The organism is Emticicia aquatilis (assembly GCF_014644295.1).
Lineage (GTDB): Bacteria > Bacteroidota > Bacteroidia > Cytophagales > Spirosomataceae > Emticicia > Emticicia aquatilis.
The window spans coordinates 685,750-700,113 of sequence record NZ_BMKK01000002.1 but is presented as its reverse complement, the minus strand read 5'-3'; the positions used below and the strand labels follow the sequence as shown (position 1 = coordinate 700,113).

Sequence of the window (14,364 nt, the reverse complement as noted above, 5' to 3'; positions counted from 1 at the left end):
TTGCACTTTCTTTTCGAGACATAACCAATAACATGGCAGAAGTTAAGATATTTTCTGGTACGTCATCTAATTATTTGGCGAGCCGAGTTGCAGATTTTTATGGCAAAGATTTAGGTGGGGTAAGTATCAACCGTTTTGCCGATAGTGAGATTTCAGTGAGTTTTGATGAGTCAGTACGTGGCTGCGATGTATTCATTGTCCAATCTACTTTTCCACCAAGCGATAACATCATGGAGCTTCTAATGCTCATTGATGCCGCTCGCCGAGCTTCGGCTCACTATGTTTGTGCAGTTATTCCGTATTTCGGATATGCTCGCCAAGACCGCAAAGATAAACCAAGAGTTGGTATTGCTGCTAAATTGATTGCCAATATGCTTACAGCCGCAGGTGCTGACAGAGTAATGACAATGGATTTACACGCTGGTCAGATTCAAGGCTTCTTTGATATTCCAGTTGACCATCTTGAAGGAACTTCAGTATTTGTGCCTTATTTAAAAGCTCAAAATCTTACAAATCTTAAATTTGCTTCTCCTGACGTTGGTGGAGTTTCTCGTTGCCGTAAGTTTGCTTCATTTTTCGATGCTGACATTGTGATTTGCGACAAACACCGCAAAAAAGCTAACGAAATTGCTTCTATGCAATTAATCGGAGATGTTGAAGGTTCGGATGTAATTTTGGTCGATGACTTGATTGATACAGGTGGAACGATTTGTAAAGCTGCCGAATTGATTTTATCGAAAGGTGCAAAATCGGTAAGAGCGTTTTGTACACACCCAGTTTTATCTGGCAAAGCCAACGATAATATTTCAAACTCGGTACTTACAGAATTGATAGTAACAGATACAATTCCGTTACGCCAAGTAAACGAAAAAATTAAGGTTCTTTCTGTAGCCGAATTATTTGGAAAAGCCATCGGACGAATCCGTGATAATGGGTCTATTAGCACTTTATTTATAAATAACCAACAAATTTTAGGGCTTTAATTCCTAAAGATTGTGCCTTTAACTGAACTCTCAAGGCACGATATACACTAAAAAAACTCCGATTTGAGAGTAAGGAGAAAAAATAATATGAAAAAAGCAGAGATTGTAGGGTATAACAGAGCGAATCTCGGTCGTACTGCATCGCAAGAATTACGTGGTCAAGGAATGGTTCCGTGTGTATTATACGGAGGAACTGAGCAAGTATCTTTTTACGTACCACAGTATTTATTCCGTCCGTTGTTGTTTACTCCAGATGTTTATGAAGTAACAATCAACATCGAAGGTAAAATTTACACTGGTATTTTACAAGATTCTCAGTATCACCCAACTACTGACCAAATTATCCACGCTGATTTCTTAGAAATCACGCCTGATAAAGTTATCAAAGTTGCAGTGCCTGTTAAATTACATGGCCCATCAGAAGGTCAAAAGAAAGGGGGTAAATTGGTTCAAAAAATGCAAAAAATCCGTGTTCAAGGACCAGCTAAAAACATCCCAGATTATATCAACATTGATATTAAAGATTTAGATTTAGGTAAATCAGTGAAAGTTGGTACTATTGCAGAAATCGAAGGAGTGAAAATTTTGGAAGCTGCGAGCAATCCAGTTGCCTTTATCTCAATTCCTCGTGCATTGCGTGGTCAATAATTAATTGATGATACTTATCGCTAATAGATATGGCGAGCTGAATTTCAGCTCGCCATTTTTTGTTTTTGGCTAATTGAGGCTTTCCTTCACTTCAAACTCCTTATTTTACTATACAATTCGTCACAAAATATCTGTACTTCAACCCCAACTACGTTCCTTTCATACCATTTACTTGGCTAAAGTAGGGTAAATTCGTTAATTTGAAACTATAAATTAGTTCAGAGAAAACCTATTTAAACACAAACCCTATGCAGTTAGTCATCTCCAATCTAAACAAAACTTATGCAAACGGCGTCCAAGCACTCAAGGATGTCAATCTTACCATTAACCAAGGAATGTTTGGGCTTTTAGGGCCAAACGGAGCTGGAAAATCATCATTGATGCGAACCATCGCGACTTTACAAGAGCCAGATAATGGCTCAATAAGTTTAGGTGATATTGATGTATTGAAACAAAAAGATGATGTGCGAAAAACACTTGGGTATTTGCCGCAGGAATTTGGGGTTTATCCAAAAGTTGATGCCTACACTTTGCTCAATCATTTGGCAGTTTTGAAAGGTATCACCAATTCAACCGAGCGTAAATCTGTTGTAGAAGCTTTATTGCAGAAAACAAATCTTTGGGATGCCCGTAAGAAAAATTTAGGTGGATATTCGGGCGGTATGAAACAACGATTTGGAATTGCACAAGCGTTACTGGCGAATCCGAAACTAATCATTGTTGATGAACCAACCGCAGGACTTGACCCTGCTGAGCGAAATCGTTTCTTAAACCTTTTGTCGGAATTGGGTGAAAATACTGTTGTGATTCTTTCGACCCACATCGTTGAAGACGTGAAAGAATTATGCTCTGATATGGCAATTTTTAACAAAGGAGAAGTACTATTCAAAGGTAGTCCTGATGAGGCCTTGAGTCAGATTACAGGTAAAATTTGGCAAAAACGAATTAATAAGACCGAATTGTCGGATTATAAACACAACTTTAAAGTAATTTCAGAAAAACTGATTGGCGGAAACCCAATTATTCATGTACTTTCTGATACTAATCCCGATGGAACTTTTACGGCAGTTACTGGTGATTTAGAAGATGTTTATTTCTCGAAAATTTTTGCAAACGCTTAACCCAAAACTATCTATGTTAAAAGAAATACTTAGGTTTGAGTTTTCGTATCGTAAAAATCGACCTGCTACTTATATTTATTTTGCTATCTTATTTGTCTTGTGTTTTGCTGCCGTAACTTCCAAATATGTCACTATCGGAGGTGTGGCTGGCGGTCAAATTAAAGAAAATTCTCCTTTCAATTTGGCGTTCATGACCATCATTATGACGTTCTTCTTCACGTTTATATGTTCGGCAATTATGGGGGTAGCTGTACTCCGTGATTTTGAACATAAAACCGAATCGCTGATGTTCAGCACCACGATGTCGAAATTCGATTATTTGTTTGGGCGTTTCTTTGGTTCGTTTTTGGTGATGGTGTTGATTTACTGCTCTATTTGGATGGCCTTTATATTTGGTTTTGCCATCGGGAAATTTTTACCGTGGGACCCCTCTTGGAAAGAAAAAACAATGCTCGCTTTTGATGCTTGGGCATATTTGCAACCTTTCATGGTTTGGGGAGTAACAAATCTCTTTATTCAAGGAGCAATTTTCTTCGCAGCAGGTGCTTTGAGTCGTTCAACGATTGTTATTTATACGCAAGGAATTATACTATTTGTGCTTTATCAAGTATCTGATACTTTGCTGCAAGATATTGATAATAAGACACTTTCGGCAATGCTCGACCCTTTTGGTGTGCGTGCGTTTAGTATTTTTACTGAATACTGGACACCCGCTCAAAAGAATTCTCAGATTGTGCCACTCGAAGGTATTTTATTGTGGAATCGCTTGGCTTGGGGTGGTTTTGGTCTTTTGGTTTTGGCGGCAACTTACTATTTGTTTAGCTTTAATGTAGTCAGAAATAGCCTTTTCAAGAAAAAGGCAATCAAAGAAATCAAAGAAAAAATCAATCCTGAATTGGTGAAAATTCCGATTGTTCATCAGTTTAACGGCTTTGGCACTAACCTTTCGCAGCTTTGGAAACAAGCGATTTTCTATTTCAAAATGGTGGTTCGTGAAGTACCATTTATTGCTATTGTTTTTGTGGGTTTGGTTGATTTGACAGTTAGCTCATTTTACTTCCAAAAAATGTATGGCACGAGTTCGTACCCAATTACAGCCAATGTGTTGGGGCTACTCAATGGTTTTGATATGTATTTTCTGATAATTGCGGTTTTCTATTCAGGTGAATTAATTTGGAAAGAACGTGTAACTAATATGCACCTGATTATAGATGCCACTCCAGTGCCAGATTGGGTCAATTTACTGGCAAAATTTATCGGGATGTTGATAGTTTACATTGGCTTACTTTTGATTCTGATAGTTGCAGGAGTTTTGGTTCAAGCAGGACACGGATATTTCAATTTTGAAATCGGTTTGTATTTTAAAACACTGTTTACCAGTACTTTAGCATTCTTGGTGCTTTATACATTGCTTTCATTTTTTGTGCAAGTCATGGCCAATAACAAGTTCATTGGTTTTGCAATGATGTTTGTTTTCTTCTTGGCTACATTTTTCTTGGGAGCAGCGGGTATTCAGCATCCGTTGATAATGTTTGGCAGTGGAAGCCTCCGAGACTACTCTGATATGAATAAATACGGCCATTTCATTACATCGTTTTCATGGCTGAAATTCTATTGGTTAATGTTGGTGGTCTTTTTATTTGTCGTTGCGGTAGTTTTATCGGTTCGTGGTTCAGAAGCTCTTTTGAAAACTCGGATTAAAGTAGGTAAGCTTCGCCTTACTCGACCGATTCTTACATTTGGTATATTCGCTTTCTTGGCGTTTGTGGGAGCGGGGTGTTATGTGTTTTACAATACAAATAATATCAATAAATACGAATCGAGAGAAGAACAAGAGAAAAAGCAAGTTGCCTACGAAAAAACTTTGAAGAAATTCGAGAATTTGCCTCAACCCAAGATAATTGATGTAAATCTGAAAGTCGAGATTTATCCGAGCAGTCGAGACTTTACAGCCGAAGGATATTTTTGGTTGAAAAATAAAACCGAAAAACCGATTGCTGATGTGCATATTCAGAATGATATTAAGCATAAAATGAAACTTGAATATTTGAAGTTTGAAGGCGGAGCAAAGGCCAATAATCAGTACGAAAAGTTTGGTTATACGATTTATACATTAGCCAAACCACTTGCACCGAAGGATTCCGTAAAAATGTCGTTCAAGACAAAATTTGAAACGAATGGCTTTGTGGCAGGTGGCTCAAATACGGATGTGGTTTATAACGGTACATTTTTCAATAATACATATTTTCCGACGATTGGCTACGCAAATCAGTATGAAATTGGTGATGATGACTCTCGTAGGTCGAATAAATTACCTGAGAAAGAGCGTATGATGGAGCAAAATGACCCAATTGGCTTGTCGCAAAGTTTATTTGGTGATGATGCAGATTATATTCGTTTTGAAATGGTAATTGGTACCGAAAAAGACCAAACGGCTATTGCACCAGGATATTTGCAAAAATCTTGGGAAGACAATAATCGTAAGTATTTCTATTATAAAATGGATGTTCCGATGTGTAATTTTTATTCTATTGTTTCTGCTCGATATGAAGTCAAAAAAGATAAATGGAATGGTGTCAATCTCGAAATTTATTACAACAAAGGCCACGAATACAATTTGGATAAAATGATGTCGTCGATGAAGTCTTCTTTTGATTATTTCTCGAAAAACTTTAGCCCGTATCAGTATCGCCAAATGCGTATCATGGAGTTTCCGAAATATTCAGAATTTGCTCAGTCTTTTGCCAATACAGTGCCGTTTTCTGAGGGGATAGGTTTCATTCAGAAAATCTCTGACCCAGAAGAAGATTTAGATATGCCGTTTTATGTAACTGCTCACGAACTCGGACATCAATGGTGGGGACACCAAGTAGCAGAAGCTAATGTGAAGGGAAACGCCATGTTGTCAGAAACTCAAGCTCAGTACTCGGCTTTGATGGTAATGAAACACGCCGTAAAACCAGAATTAATGCAGAAGTTCTTGAAATATGAGTTAAATACTTATTTACGAGGCCGTTCGGCTGAACGCAAAAAAGAACAGCCACTCAATCTGGTTGAAGGACAAGGCTACATTCACTATCGAAAAGGCTCAATGGTGATGTATGCACTTCAAGATTACATCGGAGAAGAAAAAGTAAACCTTGCTCTGCGTAATTTCTTGGCTGATTGGCAATATCCAGGGCCAGATTCAAAATTCAAGCGTTATCCAACGAGTAATGATTTATTGAAATATATTAAGGCTCAAACACCTGATTCGTTGCAATATATTATTAAGGATATGTTTGAAACCATCACGCTTTTTGAGAACAAGACCGAAAGTGTGAGTTACAAACAACTAAAAGATAAAACTTACGAAGTGACGATTAAGACTATCAGCGAGAAATTTAGAGCTGATAGTTCGGGAAATGAAAAACCAATTGCGATAAATGATTGGATTGATGTTGGTGTATATGGAAAAGATGCCAAAGGCGAAGACAAATTGTTGTATTTACAGAAACGAAAAATCGCCAAAAAGGAAAATATCTTTACGATTATTGTAAAAGAAGAACCTAAAAAAGCAGGTATCGACCCAATAAACAAACTCATTGACCGTCACAGTGACGATAATACAAAAACTGCCTCAAAAGCAGAAGGAGTGTAAATAATTCGTGGGGCGAACTGAAAGTTCGCCCTTTTTTATGATAATTGTAGGTAAATACTGCGAACTGGAAGCGGCCGTCGCTCGGTTCGCCCCACATATTTAATCCAAATCAATCGTATCTGTTCGGTCATCTTCTTGGAAAAACTCTACTTTCCAAGTGTGGTCGGCCAATAAGAATACTTTCGCCAGAAATTGGTTAAACGGAAATTTTCTTCCCCATTCGTTTGGAGAAACCATCGAAAGAATATCCGACCCATCTTTCTTTTCGTATAAATAATAAATATGGCCAATAATTGGTTCAAAACCCATTACAGCGTCATAAATTCGCTCCGAAACCTCAATTCTGTTTTGTACTTCTTTGGCTTGTTGGGCAAGCAATTCCATCTGACGATAAATTTTATTTATCTGTTCATGCGTCTGCTGACGCATTGCCAGTTGTGCTTTACCCTTTACTTTGCCCATATCTTCAGGGCGAATTACTGCACCGCCTGAGGTGTGAGCGTATTCAAGTAAACCTGGGTTTTCAGCAACTTTTATTTTATCAATTGGATTGTGTTCCATCTTTAAGCGTCATTTTTAATTTTATTGAATCCATAAACTGCTCAATCGTGCAATGAAGCAAAGATATTTACGATTCAAAACTGATAAATAATCTATTTATTGCAAATATAATGGATAAAAAAACTATAAAAATAAAAATAAATATATTTTTTATCCATAATTTAGTTTTTTTAAGGAAATATACCTTATCAATCATCAACAAGTGAAAGTTTGTATTTGTTTAATTATTTCGATATTTTTGAAAACATATCTCTAAACTAATCGTTAAAAAACAAATAACAAAAGATGCAAGAAACTATGATGACCAATATTGAAACAGAATCACCAGAAAAAAATGAAATGACAAATTCGATTGACCGCAATACGATTGACCGCAATACGATTGACCGCAATACGATTGACCGCAATACGATTGACCGCAAAGAATTTATGCGACAAGTTGGGCTAAGTTTTGGGGCAATTATGCTCATGAATTGCATGCAATCTTGCGGAGATGGTGGCGAAATTCCTGACCCAACTCCAACAGGAAACGGTGGTAAAGTTGATTTTACTATTAATATCAATGATGCCACTTATTCAAGCCTAAAAACAAAAGGGAGTGCCGTGGTTGTAAAAGCCCAGAACGTTATTATTGCCCGTGCAAATGATACCAATGGTACTTGGATTGCAGTTGATTCGAGATGTACACACGAACAAACGACTATCGACTATCGTGCATCGAGTAATGATTTCTTATGTCCGAATCATGGCTCAACTTTTTCATCGACAGGAGCCGCAACCAAAGGCCCAGCTACGGCCGCACTTACCAAATACTTTACATCTTTTGATGCAACTAACAATACTTTAAGAGTTTTTGCTTAATTTTGTATAGCAAAATATTTATTCAACCCTTCTCAAATTGACAAATTGAGAAGGGATTTTTATTTTATAATATGATTTTTTTAGAAAGAGACGGCTCTTGTATCAATACACAGCCCAATAATCCATACTACAAAAAAGTTTTTCAATTCAAAGAATTGTGGGAATCTGGTCAAGAAACCTTTGAGATTCAAACTTCTGGTTCGACTGGAACGCCAAAAACAATAACACTTGACCGTAAGCAGATGGTGGCATCTGTAAAAATGACCGCCAAAGCATTCAATTTAGAAGAAGGAGATACTGCTTTTTGCTGCTTAAATATTGATTATGTTGCGGGCATGATGATGCTCGTTCGTGCCTTTGAAATCGGAATGGATTTAGTGGTTGTTGAGCCAAAATCTAATCCATTTGAAGATATTGAGAAGCATTTATACATCCTAAAATCAAACCGTGGACACAATTTCTTTGCTTTTGTTCCACTTCAAATCCAAACTTTGTTGGAGAGTAAGCCAATTTTTACGGAGATTTTAGGTTCGGCTAAAGCAATCATTATTGGGGGGGCAGCCGTAAATGATTCGATTGTTGAGAAAGTACAAACTATTTTCCCACCTGTGTATGTAACCTACGGCATGACCGAAACCATTACGCACATTGCTACCAAACGTATCAACGGTTCGGAGAAAGAAGATTTCTTTAATACGCTTGATGGTGTTGATATACAACTCAATGACGAGAATTGTTTGATGATAAAATCGAAAACTACTGGTAATGAATGGATTACAACAAATGATGTAGCCGAAATTATCAACGGAAGTAGTTTTATTCTGCATGGAAGGATTGATAATGTGATTAATAGTGGGGGAGTGAAGATTCAGTTGGAGAAGGTCGAAAAAGCGGCCGAGGGAATTTTGAAAAAACTTTCGACCGATGAACAAAAACTTTGTGGGCGTAACTTTGTGTTTAGTCTGCCCGATGAAAAACTCGGCGAACGATTAGTTTTTGTACTCGAAAAAGAGGTAAATCACGCTTTTCCGAGCAAAGAAGATGCAACTAAGATAGATATTCTGCAAGGTTTCAAAGAAATTTTGCCTAAATTTGAAGTCCCGAAGGAAGTATTTTTTGTGGAAAAAATGATAGAAACACCAACGGGAAAAATTGATAAAATTAAAACGATAAATGCCTACGTTCTCCCTCAAATATCAAACGGCTGAAAATATTCCAGCACCTTTTGCTCACGCCATTGAAATAAATGGAAGTTTTGACCAAGATTTAGATATAAGTTTTGAGCTAACCTACCTCGACCGTGAAGACCTAACCGAAGATGAAATTTTGGAAGAAGGATTCACAACCAACGATAATTTTACTTGGAAAGGCACGTTGCCAAAGGTTTGGTCAGATGTGGTTTTTGGTAGTTTAAAATCTGCTAATGAATTGCAAATCAGGTCATTAGAGCCTCATCAGGATTTTTGGCAAGTGGAATTTGACGGCAAAAGTTTTTATCCAAAAAACACGGATGCTTTTAAATATCTGATTGAAGAAATTCAGCAAGCGGTTTATGAAAAAGCTGGGAAAGAAGCGGCTTTGAAATTGACGTATCTGAAAAATCAATCGGGTGAAAATGTTGAGGTTTTAGTGACGGCTTCGTTTGTAGATAGAAAATTACAATTGGTCAGAACCAATAATATTGATGGCACAAGCGAAACAAAAGTTTTAGTTTGGGACGAACTCAATTACATCTTGAAAAATACATTTTCTGGCGAATTTGAAGCTGATTTTGCACACGGAACCAAGCCATCGCATAAAGGTTTATTTCTAAATGCAGGTGATGAACTTTGGTATGAAGTAGGAAAGTCACTATTGATTCAGCCAAACAAGATATTGAAGATAATGAAAATGTAAGTGTATGCGTGGCAAAATTTATCTAACATTCTGTTTATTATTGGTGTGTTCGAGGGTAAGTTTTGCCCAGCATTATTCTATTTTTCCAAAATTTGATGATACTCCAAAGGTCAAAGAACTGGCAAAAAGCATTACCGATACAATTTCTAAAGATTCGATTAAAGTGTTGGCTATTCATAAATGGATAATCAATAACATTGATTATGATGACGAACTTTTAGAAAAAGAGAAGAATGGTCGTGGATTTAATATCAGAAAACCAGATGTTTTTACTTGGAAAAATGGCCTCAAAGACCCAACCCAAGTTTGCTCGGCTGTCTTAAAAAATGAAAAAGCACTATGCAGAGGATACGCATTTTTGTTTGTGGCCCTATGTTCACACTCGGGAATTTATGCTGATGTTGTTGTGGGTAATGTAAAAGATTCTACTATTAGTAAAGACGAGACTGGCCATGCTTGGAATATTTTTCAGATTAATAAAAAGTGGTATCTATGCGACCCAACTTGGGATGCCAGTCTCATTAAAAACCCTTCTCCCTTTGAAGAATTAAAATCACCTTTTGAAAATCTACCCGAAGAGTTTCTAAAAAGCAGATGTAGTATTGACCCTGCCACTCAGTTAGTTGACAATCCACAAACTTTAGATGTTTTTTTCGGAAAAGCAGTTGCAACAAATACTGCAAAATTAAATTTCAATGAGATTTTAAATGCAGAAAAAGGACTAAAAGACGAAGAAAAACTCTTTAGAAAATCAACTCGAATGTATAATTTTAACCCAAACGAATATTTGGGAGTGTGTTCTTTGCTCTATTATTATGGAAGTAAGATTGATAGCTATATTTATCAATATTTTAGCAACAATAAATACATAAATAGCAGCAAAACAATTGATGAAATGACAAATAAGGCATTGCCATTAAAAAAAGAAATGCTCAGATTGGCTGAGCAAATTAAATCTAATTTTAATAAAGTTTTACCATTAATTGATAAAATCAAAGATACACAATATGGTGTTGGTATAAATAAAAACTTAATCGTAAAGTCAATGCAGCAGTTTTATGATGAAGAAAAATCATTGAAATCTATGTATGTTCAGTTAGAAACACATCGGAAAAATCATCCACATCCTACTAAATAACACGTATTTATAACCTACAAAGCCTCTCAGCTGCTCGTTCGAGCATTTCATCATCTTTCGCAAAGCAAAATCTGAGTATTTTGTTATCAATTTTATTGGCATAAAATACCGAAATCGGAATAGATGCTACGCCAATTTCTTTTGTCCATCTTACTGCCAAATCGTAATCTGATTCGTCAGTTATATTTTTATAGGAAACCATCTGAAAGAAACTTCCTTCGGCAGGAATCCATTCAAATCTTGAATCTTTTATCCAATTAATAAATTTATCTCGTTTTTCTTGGTAAAATTGTGTTACTGAAAGATAATTATCTGGCTCTTTCAAGAAATCGGCAAAAGCATATTGGAAAGGAGTTGGGCAAGAAAAAGTAATCCATTGATGGGCTTTTCTAAACTCTGCCGATAATTCTTTCGGGGCTAAGCAATACCCCAGTTTCCAACCTGTTGTGTGAAAAGTTTTGCCGAATGAACCACATACAAAAGTACGTTCTTTCAATTCGGGGTGCATGGCAGGCGAAAGATGTTTGCGACCATCGAAAATAATATGCTCATAAACTTCATCAGAAACCACAAAAATATTGGTGTCTTTTAATACTTCTGCTAATGAATTAATATCGCTTTGCGTAAGACATTTACCAGTCGGATTATGTGGTGTTGTGAGCATAATTGCTTTGGTTCGCTCAGTAATTTTTGACTTAACCACTTGCCAATCAATAGCAAAATCATTGTTGGGAGTAAGTGTTACATAAACTGCTTTTCCACCGTTCAATTCTACACAGGGAACATAGCTATCATAAGCAGGTTCAAATACAATTACCTCGTCGTCTTTGTGAATAATGGCCGTCATGACTGCGTAAAGAGCTTCTGTACAACCAGAAACGATAGTAATTTCATCGTTTGGGCTATAAGATATTCCATACAAATCAAATGTTTTTTGAGCAATGGCCTCACGTAAAGGCATGATTCCCGCCATTGGGGCGTATTGATTCATGCCATTTTTCATGTGATGATTGACCAATTCGATAAGTTTTGGCGAACAATTATAGTTAGGAAAACCTTGTGATAAATTCAAAGCACCAGTTTCTGCCGCCAATTGCGACATAACCGTGAAAATCGTTGTACCAATATTGGGTTGTTTTGAGGTAATCTGCATTTATTTCTTTATTCGTTCTAATTCAAATTTCATTTCATCAACCAAATTCCCCAGTTTGCTATATGGTGTGCTTGGTTCGGGTAAAGTATGGCTTACAAAAGCTTTAATTTCCCAGGTTTCAATCACGTCCGTAAACGGAATTTCTGAACTTGGAAAACGATTATTGTCAGTGCTGAGTAGGAGAGTACCTTTGATTTTTACTTGGTTGTAAACTCTGCGGTAGATGATACCTTGTGATTTTGTTACTAAAATATAGTTTTTACCATCGGCAATTTCGTGCCAATTTTTCACTAACGAACCTATCAATAAAGCCCCTTCAAAAGCAAAATCTTCACCCGCTTCAAATGCTCGATATTCGCTATTTGTTAGCGTTGGGATATTGAATGTTGATAGAGTTTTTAGAAAATGAAAATCATTGTTTTTTACCAAATATTCATTAAACTGAAATCGTCTAACTAATTGAATATTTTGATTAACTGATTGATTTTGAGTTGGTTGTAGAACGTTAGGTTGTGGTTTAACATAAGGCTCTCGCTCGAAGCTTGGCTTTAGATTAACGCTCTGTGCTACTCTTTCTGCGGTTTTTATTTCTTGATTTATGGGTGGCTCATCGCCCAAAAATTTCTTCATCAAATCTCCAATTGATGGAGCAGAGTAATTATCAAAATCTGTTTTTGATGGAGTTGGGGTAAAATTTGTTTCCTCAAAAACATTATTGGGCAAATTATTAATCGGAATATCAAAAGGGTCAATTTCTGCCGAAACGGGTGGTGTTTCACTACGGTCATTGGCATAAAATGGTTTTGCTTCAAACCCAAAAGTTAAGTCAGGAGTTTCTCGTAGTTTACGAATATCTTTTTTTACAAAATCATCAACCGTAATGCCAAAAGTATTGGCAATAATCTTGAGCGTATCTACGGGAGGAATGGCTCTTGATTCTTCGTAAGCACCTACATTGGCTCTTTTGGTGCCAATTCGGCGAGCAAATTGTTCTTGTGTCAAACCATTAATTCGACGCAAGTATTTGAGGTTGTTACTAATGAGTGACATTGGATTTACGATTTTAAGAACTCAGCCCATTGCGGTCAAATTCTTGCTTATTATTTCTTAGGAAAATTTGCACACCCGAATATCTAAAATTTTTAGCAATTCGCCAAATACGTAGAAAAAAAAGCGTTTTTAAGTAGAAAAATTGTAGTTTTTTGCTTTTGGAACTATTTTATTATCGAAACGAGTTTATATCTAACAAGCAAAAAAAGATGAAAATTTTAAAGAAAATGATAATTTGGATTGTAGGAATTGTAATTGTATTGACAATAATTGTCTGGGGTTTTATGCAACAAGCTGTTTTTGGCAAATACCCGGAAGGTAGCAGATTAGAACGAATATTAAAATCGCCTAATTATAAAGATGGGGCATTTCAAAATTTAAGTTATACATCGGTAATGTCTGAAAATGGAAGTTATCTAACTTTATTGAAAGATTATTTCAATAAGCCTTCAAATGTTGAGCCTCCCAAAGAAATTCCCTCTATAAAAACAGACCTTAAAAATTTACAAGCAGATAAACCAACCATTGTTTGGTTTGGACATTCGTCGTATTTTATCAAATCGAAAGAAACTACCATACTAATCGACCCCGTTTTTAGTGGCAGTGCATCCCCAGTTAGTTTCATGGTGAAGGCTTTCAAAGGTGCAGATGCCTATCAGGTAGAGGATTTTCCTGAAATAGATATTTTGTTTCTATCTCACGACCACTATGACCATCTTGATTACGAAACAATACTCAAACTAAAACCAAAAGTTAAGAAATTTTATACTTCGTTGGGTGTTGGGGCTCATCTGGAGCATTGGGGCGTTAGTGCTGATAAAATTGTGGAATTTGATTGGTGGGAAAGTGTAAAAGTAGCTGATGATATTTCGATTACGGCTACACCAGCCCGACATTTTTCTGGGCGTGGCTTTACTCGTGCCAAATCGCTTTGGTCGTCGTTTGTTTTAAAAATACATGGATATAATCTCTTCTTGGGAGGAGACTCTGGCTATGATACACATTTTAAAACTATTGGCGATAAATACGGCCCGTTTGATATTGCAATGCTCGAAAATGGTCAGTATAACCTTCTTTGGCATCATATACATACATTACCCGAAGAGACTTTCTTAGCTGCTAAAGATTTGAAAACTAAGGTGTTAATGCCAGTCCACTGGGCGAAATTTCCATTAGCAAATCATGCTTGGAATGAACCAATTAAACGTTTAAAAGCTGCTGCTACTGATGAAATTAAACTTACTACACCAATGATTGGTGAACCAGTGGTGCTTGATAGTTTGTATCCTGATAAAGTATGGTGGGAGTTTTGA

12 protein-coding genes are annotated in these 14,364 nt (G+C 36.5%); 9 read left to right on the top strand and 3 right to left on the bottom strand.

Translation table 11 applies throughout. From position 1 onward, the window contains the following. Nucleotides 1–32 precede the first annotated feature (32 nt). The 4 genes from IEX65_RS07075 (at nt 33) to IEX65_RS07060 (ending at nt 6,392) form a co-directional block, all read left to right on the top strand. On the top strand, nt 33–983 hold the full coding sequence (locus tag IEX65_RS07075; protein ID WP_188765320.1) for a ribose-phosphate pyrophosphokinase: 951 nt from the start codon (nt 33–35) through the stop codon (nt 981–983). A gap of 87 nt (nt 984–1,070) precedes the next feature. Then, nucleotides 1,071–1,631 carry a 50S ribosomal protein L25/general stress protein Ctc gene (locus IEX65_RS07070; RefSeq protein ID WP_188765319.1) on the top strand — a complete coding sequence of 187 codons (561 nt, stop codon included), beginning with the start codon at nt 1,071–1,073 and terminating at the stop codon, nt 1,629–1,631. Nucleotides 1,632–1,879: 248 nt separating this feature from the next. Beyond that, a complete protein-coding gene (locus tag IEX65_RS07065) occupies nt 1,880–2,752 on the top strand; it encodes an ABC transporter ATP-binding protein (protein WP_188765318.1) in 873 nt (290 codons plus the stop codon). 13 nt (nt 2,753–2,765) lie between these two features. Next, nucleotides 2,766–6,392: an ABC transporter permease/M1 family aminopeptidase gene (locus tag IEX65_RS07060; RefSeq protein ID WP_188765317.1), complete on the top strand. Its 3,627-nt coding sequence runs from the start codon at nt 2,766–2,768 to the stop codon at nt 6,390–6,392. Nucleotides 6,393–6,491: 99 nt separating this feature from the next. On the opposite strand, the gene IEX65_RS07055 is transcribed toward IEX65_RS07060, so the two are convergent. Then, nucleotides 6,492–6,953 (bottom strand): DUF2452 domain-containing protein, encoded by a 462-nt coding sequence (locus IEX65_RS07055; RefSeq protein WP_188765316.1) that lies wholly within the window; start codon nt 6,951–6,953, stop codon nt 6,492–6,494. A 285-nt stretch (nt 6,954–7,238) separates the two neighbouring features. Here IEX65_RS07055 and IEX65_RS07050 point away from each other — a divergent pair, with 285 nt between their 5' ends. The 4 genes from IEX65_RS07050 to IEX65_RS07035 all read left to right on the top strand — a co-directional run bounded on the left by IEX65_RS07050 (nt 7,239) and on the right by IEX65_RS07035 (nt 10,848). Then, nucleotides 7,239–7,814, top strand: a complete 576-nt coding sequence (locus IEX65_RS07050) for a QcrA and Rieske domain-containing protein (RefSeq protein ID WP_229250553.1) — start codon at nt 7,239–7,241, stop codon at nt 7,812–7,814. Nucleotides 7,815–7,885: 71 nt separating this feature from the next. Further along, nucleotides 7,886–9,022, top strand: coding sequence for an AMP-binding protein (locus IEX65_RS07045; protein ID WP_188765315.1), 1,137 nt, complete (start codon nt 7,886–7,888; stop codon nt 9,020–9,022). Then, nucleotides 8,988–9,710: a hypothetical protein gene (locus tag IEX65_RS07040; protein WP_188765314.1), complete on the top strand. Its 723-nt coding sequence runs from the start codon at nt 8,988–8,990 to the stop codon at nt 9,708–9,710. Before IEX65_RS07045 ends, IEX65_RS07040 begins: the two co-directional genes overlap by 35 nt. A 4-nt stretch (nt 9,711–9,714) precedes the next feature. After that, nucleotides 9,715–10,848, top strand: coding sequence for a transglutaminase domain-containing protein (locus IEX65_RS07035; protein WP_188765313.1), 1,134 nt, complete (start codon nt 9,715–9,717; stop codon nt 10,846–10,848). Nucleotides 10,849–10,855: 7 nt separating this feature from the next. Here the strand turns inward: IEX65_RS07035 and IEX65_RS07030 are convergent, their stop codons facing one another. Next, nucleotides 10,856–12,001, bottom strand: a complete 1,146-nt coding sequence (locus IEX65_RS07030; RefSeq protein ID WP_188765312.1) for a methionine aminotransferase — start codon at nt 11,999–12,001, stop codon at nt 10,856–10,858. Then, the gene (locus IEX65_RS07025; protein ID WP_188765311.1) at nt 12,002–13,051 is read right to left on the bottom strand and encodes a helix-turn-helix domain-containing protein; all 1,050 of its coding nucleotides are present in this window, start codon (nt 13,049–13,051) and stop codon (nt 12,002–12,004) included. It lies immediately after the preceding gene. A 209-nt stretch (nt 13,052–13,260) separates the two neighbouring features. Between IEX65_RS07025 and IEX65_RS07020 the strand changes: the two genes are divergently transcribed. Further along, nucleotides 13,261–14,364 (top strand): MBL fold metallo-hydrolase, encoded by a 1,104-nt coding sequence (locus IEX65_RS07020; RefSeq protein ID WP_188765310.1) that lies wholly within the window; start codon nt 13,261–13,263, stop codon nt 14,362–14,364.